9 protein-coding genes are annotated in these 8,291 nt (G+C 48.7%); 7 read left to right on the forward strand and 2 right to left on the reverse strand.

Annotated elements, in window-relative coordinates:
* Positions 1-49: 49 nt before the first annotated feature.
* Genes DEF47_RS03170 through DEF47_RS03185 form a run of 4 tightly spaced genes read left to right on the forward strand, consistent with a single transcriptional unit; the run spans position 50 to position 3,307 of the window.
* A complete protein-coding gene (locus DEF47_RS03170; protein WP_012191202.1) occupies positions 50-1,186 on the forward strand; it encodes an AAA family ATPase in 1,137 nt (378 codons plus the stop codon).
* A 2-nt stretch (positions 1,187-1,188) separates the two neighbouring features.
* Positions 1,189-1,977 carry a DUF3226 domain-containing protein gene (locus DEF47_RS03175; RefSeq protein WP_012191203.1) on the forward strand — a complete coding sequence of 263 codons (789 nt, stop codon included), beginning with the start codon at positions 1,189-1,191 and terminating at the stop codon, positions 1,975-1,977.
* A 14-nt stretch (positions 1,978-1,991) separates the two neighbouring features.
* A complete protein-coding gene (locus tag DEF47_RS03180; RefSeq protein ID WP_012191204.1) occupies positions 1,992-2,741 on the forward strand; it encodes a metallophosphoesterase family protein in 750 nt (249 codons plus the stop codon).
* A gap of 32 nt (positions 2,742-2,773) precedes the next feature.
* Complete coding sequence (locus DEF47_RS03185; RefSeq protein WP_012191205.1) at positions 2,774-3,307, forward strand: hypothetical protein; 534 nt, start codon at positions 2,774-2,776, stop codon at positions 3,305-3,307.
* Here DEF47_RS03185 and DEF47_RS03190 read toward each other — a convergent pair.
* Together DEF47_RS03190 and DEF47_RS03195 are read right to left on the reverse strand one after the other, a co-directional pair.
* Positions 3,304-4,224, reverse strand: a complete 921-nt coding sequence (locus DEF47_RS03190; RefSeq protein ID WP_012191206.1) for a LolA family protein — start codon at positions 4,222-4,224, stop codon at positions 3,304-3,306. The genes DEF47_RS03185 and DEF47_RS03190 overlap by 4 nt on opposite strands.
* On the reverse strand, positions 4,208-4,801 hold the full coding sequence (locus tag DEF47_RS03195; protein ID WP_012191207.1) for an RNA polymerase sigma factor: 594 nt from the start codon (positions 4,799-4,801) through the stop codon (positions 4,208-4,210). The genes DEF47_RS03190 and DEF47_RS03195 overlap by 17 nt, the downstream gene beginning before the upstream one ends.
* Positions 4,802-5,122: 321 nt before the next feature.
* Here DEF47_RS03195 and groES point away from each other — a divergent pair, with 321 nt between their 5' ends.
* From groES to dapB, 3 genes are all read left to right on the forward strand, one after another.
* Positions 5,123-5,425, forward strand: coding sequence for a co-chaperone GroES (gene groES / locus DEF47_RS03200; RefSeq protein ID WP_012191208.1), 303 nt, complete (start codon positions 5,123-5,125; stop codon positions 5,423-5,425).
* A 38-nt stretch (positions 5,426-5,463) separates the two neighbouring features.
* The gene (groL, locus tag DEF47_RS03205; protein ID WP_012191209.1) at positions 5,464-7,107 is read left to right on the forward strand and encodes a chaperonin GroEL; all 1,644 of its coding nucleotides are present in this window, start codon (positions 5,464-5,466) and stop codon (positions 7,105-7,107) included.
* A 105-nt stretch (positions 7,108-7,212) separates the two neighbouring features.
* Positions 7,213-8,016: a 4-hydroxy-tetrahydrodipicolinate reductase gene (gene dapB / locus DEF47_RS03210; protein ID WP_012191210.1), complete on the forward strand. Its 804-nt coding sequence runs from the start codon at positions 7,213-7,215 to the stop codon at positions 8,014-8,016.
* Positions 8,017-8,291 lie beyond the last annotated feature (275 nt).

Here is an 8,291-nt window from a genome sequence, read left to right on the forward strand (position 1 = left end):
CCGCTATGGTATGATCGCTACGCTATACTGCCAAAACGAGGGTGTCACGATGGCCGAACTTCAGCTTAATTCATTAATCATTCAGAATTTTCGGGGCTTCGAAAATTTTCAGATCAACCAACTTGGACGGGTAAACCTGATTGTTGGTAAAAATAATATTGGCAAAACTTCTCTGTTAGAGGCGATTTGGCTGTATGCCAACCGTGGTTCAAGCGTGACAATCTACGATATTTTGAAAGATCGCGACGAGCATCGGGTGTTTAATCTGAACCCTACTACCGAACAAACCCAACAAGAAATTCTTGCCATCAAAAATTTGTTTTATCAACGCAATGACTTTACCGACCAGACCCAAACGCTGCAAATTGGCAATACTCGCGAGAATTATCTCCAACTTCAGGCGCGTTGGTATCAAGTTGAGATGGATGATCACGATAATTTAACTCCCAAACCAATTAAATATGCAGATCTTGATTTTAGCGATGAGCCATTTTTTGGTGTCGAAGTAGTAATGTATAGAAATGGTAAATCCGCTCAAAAAATTAGAAAATATCCAATCTATCGCCAAAATCCTACCCAGAATTGGAATGAAATTGTTTGTAACTTTATTACATCAAATTTTGTTCATCGCTATCAGCTTAGCAAATGGCGTGATACAACCCTGATTGAAGGACTTGAGAATTATGCACTTGAGGCATTGCAAATTATTGAACCTTCGATTGAAGCGATTAATATGATTACGGTTGAAGAAAAAGTAACAACCGATTTCTCGATAAGCTCAAGGTTGGTTCCCATTCCTGTGGTTAGAATGGTCGGGGCAACCAAATTTATTCCTTTGCGCAGCTTAGGCGATGGTTTGAATCGCATGCTGATTTTGATTTTAGCAATGGTCAATGCCAAAGATGGCTTTGTATTAATTGATGAAATTGAAAATGGCCTGCACTATTCAATCTATCCTAATGTTTGGAAATTGATTTTTAAGCTAGCTGAAACCCTAAATGTTCAAGTATTTGCGACAACTCATAGCAAAGAATGTTTAAATGCCTTCAATAAAACCAATAAAGATCAAGCCGCTCAATCAGGGCGATTAATTCGCTTGGGTCGCAAAAAAGGCAACATCGTTGCAACTGAATATAATCAAAAAGATATGCAAGTTATCCTCGAACGTGATATTGAGGTACGCTAGCAATGGGACAGATTAATTTAATTCTAGTTGAGGGCAGCAACGACAAATTTATTTTAATCGAATTAATCAAGCGTAGACTTAACTCAATCATCAATAATCCAAGTCAAGCCGATCATGATAAAGCATTAATTATTAAACATAATGATACCCGCTTACGAATCGAACAATCGGGCAGTAAAGAAAAAGCTATCCACGATTTAAAATTTATATTCAGTGGTTTTAATGATAGCCAGCAACAAACCCACGACAAAATCTCAATTATCGAAGAACTACGGGTTCGTTTAATGCAACAAGACGATGAAAATGATGATATTGTGATTGGCTTAATTCTTGATGCCGATAAGGATGCACAAAAAACCTATGCTCAAGTCCATACAATATTAGCTGAAAAGTACCCTGATGTAGTGCCAATCCTTCCTGTCGAGGGTTTAGTATTGCACGCCGTTGATCAACCACGCATCGGCGTGTGGATTATGCCAAATAACCGCGATCAAGGCACAATTGAAGATTTTTTTATCAGCCTGATTCGGCCTGATGATGCGCTCTGGCAAGAAGTGCAACATACAATTAGCGCTGTCCGTAAAAAAGCCGACTTAACATCGCTTATGTTTACCGAAAAAGATCTACGTAAAGCTCAAATATTCACTTGGTTGGCTTGGCAGAAAAATCCAGTTGTTCAAATGAGCAAAGCCATTGAGCGCAACCACGCCGCTTTAAATTTAAATTGTGAGCCAGTTGAATTATTTATCAATTGGCTCACTCGTTTGTTCGATTTACCTGATTCAGCTTAATTGGAGATATTTCTATGCCACGCTGGGCACTTTTGGCCGATGTTCATGGCAATCGCTTGGCCTTAGCCGCTGTTTTGGCCGATCTCGCTCAACGCCACGTTGATCAGATAATCAATCTCGGTGATAGCGTGTATAGTGTGTTGCAACCACGCTGGTGCGCTGAACAACTAGCACAAATCGCCAACATCTCAATCAGTGGCAACCAAGATCGCATACTGTTTGAGCAAATTCCAGTAGAACAACAAACCCTGAGTTATCGCTTTGTACAGGCCGATTTAGGCCCAAACGAGCGCAATTGGCTTACCAACCAACCAGCCACGGCAATCGTTGATGATATCTTTTGCTGCCACGGCACACCAAGCAGCGACACCACCTATTTGTTGGAGCATGTCACGCCACACGGGGTATTGCTCCATTCTGAAGAAACAATTCGCGCAGCAATTCAAGGCATCAGCCAATCGCTGATCGTTTGTGGTCATAGCCATATCGCCCGCACCGTGCAGCTGAGCAACGGCCAGTTGATCGTCAACCCCGGCAGTGTTGGCATCCCCGCGTATAATGATGATCAGCCATATCCACATATCATCGAGGCTGGTAGCCCGCATGCACGCTATGCAATCGTCGAACGTAATGCCCAAAGCTGGCAGGTTGAGCATTTTACGCTTGGCTACGCTTGGCAACAGGCCGCCGCTACTGCTCAGCACAATGGCCGCGACAATTTGGCCCGTTGGCTGCAAACAGGCCGCGCCAAGCTCGATGATTAACATCCCCTTGCAACTTGAAAGGATCAGCCATTTTGACGCTTGATCAATGGTTTTATCTGGCGGCGTTGGGTTTCGGTGGGGCAATTATTGCGATCACCAAAATTCGCCGTCAGCCGCTCTGGCCTTCGCTCGAACGGATGCAACGCTCATCGCGCTGGTTGATTTTTCAGCCCTTGGTGCTGGCAAGTTGGCTCATTATGGCGGCTGGCGTGGGCTTTTTGGCCCGTGGCGCTGGAGTCAATTGGTGGTTAAGTGGCATGATTGCCTTGGCAGGAGGCTTGGCAGTTGGTTTGCTGCTCTATCGAATGATTATTGAACGTAGCATTGTGCAACAGGCTGGCACGGCGCAAAGCAAAGTTGGGCCAATCGGCCAATTGGGCGTGGTGGTCGAAGCCTTGCCCGTCGATGGCTTTGGGGTGGTCGCCTACGAACATCAAAAAGGCGCAGCCCGTATCAATGCCCGAGCAATTGGTGGCCGAGCAATTGAGGCAGGCTGCGCCGTGATGATCGTCGAGGTTAATGAGCAAGGAGCAACTGTGCTGCGCCTAGAGTCGCTGGAAAGCTAGCCGTAAATACAATATGGCGTAGTTTGCTCGATGATTGGGCTGCCAGCGGGGGCGGTGTAGGTTTGCCATTCAGCAGGCAGTGCCTCCAATTCAACCGTTTCATCGACGACAAACTGCACCAAGGTTTCGGTGGTCAGGCCTTCGTAGGTCTGGCTACTGGTAAATTTCCAAATCTGGCCAGTATTGGCATCGATCCAGGCTGTACCAACAGCGCTGCCAAGATCGACAATGGTGAGCTGGCGACCATCAAGTTCTTCAGTGCCAATGATTGTGGCATTGGGGAAATCGCTGTCTGAGCCAAACGCCACACTACCCACCCATTGTTCCAAGCTCAACGAACATTCGTCGAACGGCGCTTTGACCGAGGTATTGTCGTGGGCGTTGTAATTCCAAAAGTAGTTTTCATCGACAATCGTTGGCCCCATTTGATAGCCAACTGGTTGACCATTCAGCGATTGGCGGGCTGGTTGATAGAGCAAAATATGCGATTGACCTTGCACCAGCCAAATCTCATCGCGATAATGCTCACCAATTTGGCCATCGCTGCGGGTAGTCGAAATGTCAATTGCGATATGGCGGGCTTTACCATTGGCCACAATTGGTTGGCTGGCAAAGGTTTCGGCGCGTTGAATCAATTCTGCTGCAGAGACGCTACGAGTTGGTTGATTCAAGCCAAAGACTAAGCCCAAAGCCACGGCTAGGCTACAGGCGACCAAGGCAAGCACCCGAACGGGCCGCTGTTTAAACAATGTTTGCATGAAATTTCCTCGCTTAACTGGTGGCTGAAGTCCAGCCTGAATCCGTTGAATTGTTGCTGGTGATGGGCTGAATCGCTGAGATTGCCCAATTAATTGCTGGCCAAGCTCGCTCGTTTCTAGCTCAGCCAAAGCATGCTCAAGTTCAGATTGATTGGTCATCGGTGAGCCTCCGTTTAAGTTGTTCAAGCGCTCGATAGGCGGCCATTTTGACCGCAGCCTCGCGTTTGCCCACAATTTGGGCAATTGTGGCATAAGGCAATTGGGCAAAAAAGCGCAATTGAAGCAACTCTTGCTGTTCAGGTGTTAGTTGAGCCAAGGCGTGGTGCACCAAACTTTGTTGCTCAAGTTCAAGCATCGTCAATTCGGGCGAAGCTTGGTGACTCGCCAATTCGGGCGATAGCTGGGTTTGCTGGCGGCGATGCTGGCCGCGCCGATAGAAATCGACTAAACAACGCCGCACAATCGTAAATAACCAGCCGACGAATGGCCCATTGGGTTTGAATTGACCAAGGCTTTGCCAAGCTCGCTCGAAGGCTAACGCCGCGACTTCCTCGGCATCGTGGTGCTGTTGCAAGCGTGCCATCAAAAACCGATAGACGGGCGTGATATAGCGTTGGTATAAGCGCAAAAAGGCCTCGTGATCGCCCGCCACCGCCAACGCCACATCACGATGATCATCAAGAGTTTGCTGATCGAATGGCGTTGGTTCCGCAACGAGCCGCTGGATCAATGCCATACATCAGCCTCCTCATATAGTCTGAATCTGCAATGGCCTTGCACTCAATACATCGTTGCCCAAGCCCAAAAAGTAACAAGCTTGATCAAATTAGCACTCTCGCCACGATTTTGCTAAATTCTAACAATCGCTTAACGCAGATAAATCAGCCGAGCAGCACGATTTTTGCCCTTCAGAATGCGCTAAATCGCTTTAGCACTCTCAACCCAAGAGTGATAAAGCAAGCCTTGACAAGCTTAACAGAACCACATACACTAGCACTTGGATTTAGCACTCATCACAGTAGATTGCTAAATGGTCAACTAAGGAGGACACATAACCATGTCTGATTTCCGGATTCGCCCCTTGGCCGATCGTGTGGTGATCAAGCCTCAAGCCAAAGAAGAAAAAACCAAGAGTGGCTTGTTCCTGCCCGACACAGCGAATAAAGAAAAGCCTCAAGAAGGCCTCGTTGTGGCCGTTGGTGAAGGCAAGTTGGATGATAACGGCAAGCGCGTGCCAGTTGCAGTGCAAGTTGGTGATCGGGTGCTGTTTGCCAAATATGCTGGCACCGAGATCAAGCTGGACGACGAAGATTATTTGATTTTGGCTGAAAAAGATATTTTGGCCGTCGTTCAAGGCTAAGGCTAATTCGCGACGCTTCTTAGGAGGATTATTTACCAATGGCAAAGCAAGTTGCTTTTAATGAAGAAGCCCGCCGCGCACTCAAACGTGGCGTGGACGTGGTTGCAGATGCAGTTAAGACGACCTTGGGCCCACGCGGTCGCAACGTCGCTATCGATAAAAAATTCGGCTCACCAACCGTAACCCACGACGGCGTTACCGTTGCTAAAGAAATCGAATTAAAAGACCCATTTGAAAACATGGGCGCTCGCTTGTTGGTTGAAGCCGCAACCAAAACCAACGATGTTGCTGGTGACGGTACCACCACCGCCACCGTTTTGGCTCAAGCAATTGTCCACGAAGGCTTGCGCCAAGTGGCTGCTGGCGCTAACTCGATGATGATCAAGCGTGGCTTGGACAAAGGCACTGCCGTTTTGTTGCAAGCAATCCGCGATTTGGCCAAGCCAGTCAACGATCGCACCGACATCTCAAGCGTTGCCACCATCTCAGCTGCCGATTCGTCAATTGGCGATTTGATTGCTGAAGTGATGGACAAAGTTGGCAAAGACGGCGTTATCACCGTTGAAGAAGGCAAAGGCTTGGGCTACGAAACCGAGTATACCGAAGGTATGCAATTCGATCGTGGCTACATCTCAGCCTACTTCGTCACCAACAGCGATCGCATGGAATCAGATTTGGAAGACCCCTACATTTTGATCACCGACAAGAAGATCAGCTCGATCCAAGAAATCTTGCCAGTGCTCGAAAAAGTCTTGCAATTCACCAAGAACTTCGTCATTATCGCTGAAGATATCGACGGCGAAGCCTTGCCAACCCTCGTGTTGAACAAATTGCGCGGCACGATCAACGTGTTGGCAATCAAAGCTCCTGGCTTCGGCGATCGCCGCAAAGCCATGTTGCAAGATATCGCCATCCTCACCGGTGGTACGGTTATCAGCGAAGAAATTGGCCGCAAGCTTGATAGCGCCACGGTCGAAGATTTGGGCCGCGCTCGCCGCGTGATTGCCAACAAAGACGAAACCACGGTTATCGAAGGCCGCGGCGACGAAGATGCAATCAAAGCTCGGATCGAACAAATTCGTGCTCAAATTGAAACCACCACCAGCGATTTCGATCGCGAGAAACTGCAAGAACGCTTGGCCAAATTGGCTGGTGGCGTAGCAGTGCTCAAAGTTGGTGCTGCAACCGAGCCAGAATTGAAAGAACGCAAGCACCGCGTCGAAGATGCCCTCTCAACCGCTCGTGCAGCTGTTGAAGAAGGTATCGTGCCTGGTGGCGGGATTGCCTTGTTGAGCGTATTGCCAGCCTTGGATAGCGTTGTGCCAGCCAACCAAGACGAAAAAGCTGCTGTCTTGATTCTGCGCCGCGCCTTGGAAGAACCAATTCGCCAATTGGCCCGCAACGCTGGTGAAGATGGTGCTGTGATTATCGACACCGTGCGCCGCTTGCAAAAAGAAAAAGGCGATTCAACCCTTGGCTACAACGTCATCACTGGCGAATATGGCTCAATGGTTGAAATGGGCATCATCGACCCAGCCAAGGTAACTCGCTCGGCCTTGCAAAACGCCGTTTCGATTGCCTCGATGATCTTGACCACCGATGCTTTGGTCGCCGATATCCCAGAAAAAGAAGCTGCTCCAGCTCCTGGTGGTATGGGTGGCATGGGCGGCATGGATTTCTAATCCAGCCCAATCGGCAACGCAAAACCCCTGTTGTTCAATTGAGCAACGGGGGTTTTCATTTAACTTGGATGATAAATCTAGAGCTTTTTAATTAGGAGATTGATTATGTCAATTCGAGTATGTTTAGCTGGGGCTACGGGCTGGGCTGGTTCAGCACTGGCTCAAGGCATTGCCAAAACCAACGATTTGCGCTTGGTAGCGGCGGTTTCACGCAGCCACGCTGGCCAACAGGTGGGAGTTGTGTTGAACCAGCCTGAGCTGGATTGCCCAATATTCGCTACTGCCGAAGAGGCGCTTAGCCAGCCCTGCGATGTTTTTGTCGAATACACCAAACCTGCTGTGGCCCTTGATAATGTGTTGAAAGCCTTGGCAAGCGGAGCGCATGTGGTCATTGGTACATCGGGTTTGGATGATCCAGCCTATGCCACAATTAACGAAGCAGCCTTGAAAGCTCAACGAGGCGTGCTAGCGGTCGGCAACTTTGCATTAACCGTCGTCTTATTGCAAAAATTTGCCACAATTGCGGCGCGTTACATTCCGCACAGCGAAATCATCGATTACGCCAGCGACAAGAAAATTGATGCGCCTAGCGGCACAGCCCGTGAATTAGCGTATCGGCTCGGCCAAGTGCGTGATTCCGCCCAAACCGTGCCAACCGAAGCGATTGTAGGCGAACAGGCAACCCGTGGGGCACGAATGGCCGAGCAACAAGTGCATTCGGTACGCTTGCCAGGCTATGTCATTAGCATTGAGGCGATTTTCGGCATGCCCGATCAAAAGCTGATTTTGCGCCATGAAGCTGGCAATGGAGCCGAGCCATATGTTGATGGAGCCTTGCTAGCGATTCGCAACGTTCATACCTTCGTCGGCTTGAAACGTGGTTTAGAGCATGTCTTGGATTTAGATTAAACAACAAGAAACCCGCTGGAAAAATCCAGCGGGTTTCTATGGAGCGGTACGCATCCCCCTACGTTCCCACAGCGGGTGCTGCAGTAGCCTCGGTGTGTGTCGCGTTCACGGCCTGGTTCGGGATGGAGCAGCGTGGGTCACAACCACCTCGACACGTACCAATGTGTCTGCCCTCGCGCCAACCACCCATCCTCCGACGAACCTTCATCATTCACAAAAGCCTGCATCATTCCCAGTTCTGCCTGTCCTGCACCATTCGTTGCCCTCCCGCGTCC

The organism is Herpetosiphon sp., assembly GCF_003512625.1.
Lineage (GTDB): Bacteria > Chloroflexota > Chloroflexia > Chloroflexales > Herpetosiphonaceae > Herpetosiphon > Herpetosiphon aurantiacus.

Coding starts and splice junctions, on each gene's coding strand:
- DEF47_RS03170 (WP_012191202.1), top strand. CDS start 50: ATGGCCGAACTTCAGCTTAATTCATTAATCATTCAGAATTTTCGGGGC.
- DEF47_RS03175 (WP_012191203.1), top strand. CDS start 1,189: ATGGGACAGATTAATTTAATTCTAGTTGAGGGCAGCAACGACAAATTT.
- DEF47_RS03180 (WP_012191204.1), top strand. CDS start 1,992: ATGCCACGCTGGGCACTTTTGGCCGATGTTCATGGCAATCGCTTGGCC.
- DEF47_RS03190 (WP_012191206.1), bottom strand. CDS start 4,224: ATGACCAATCAATCTGAACTTGAGCATGCTTTGGCTGAGCTAGAAACG.
- DEF47_RS03195 (WP_012191207.1), bottom strand. CDS start 4,801: ATGGCATTGATCCAGCGGCTCGTTGCGGAACCAACGCCATTCGATCAG.
- groES (WP_012191208.1), top strand. CDS start 5,123: ATGTCTGATTTCCGGATTCGCCCCTTGGCCGATCGTGTGGTGATCAAG.
- groL (WP_012191209.1), top strand. CDS start 5,464: ATGGCAAAGCAAGTTGCTTTTAATGAAGAAGCCCGCCGCGCACTCAAA.
- dapB (WP_012191210.1), top strand. CDS start 7,213: ATGTCAATTCGAGTATGTTTAGCTGGGGCTACGGGCTGGGCTGGTTCA.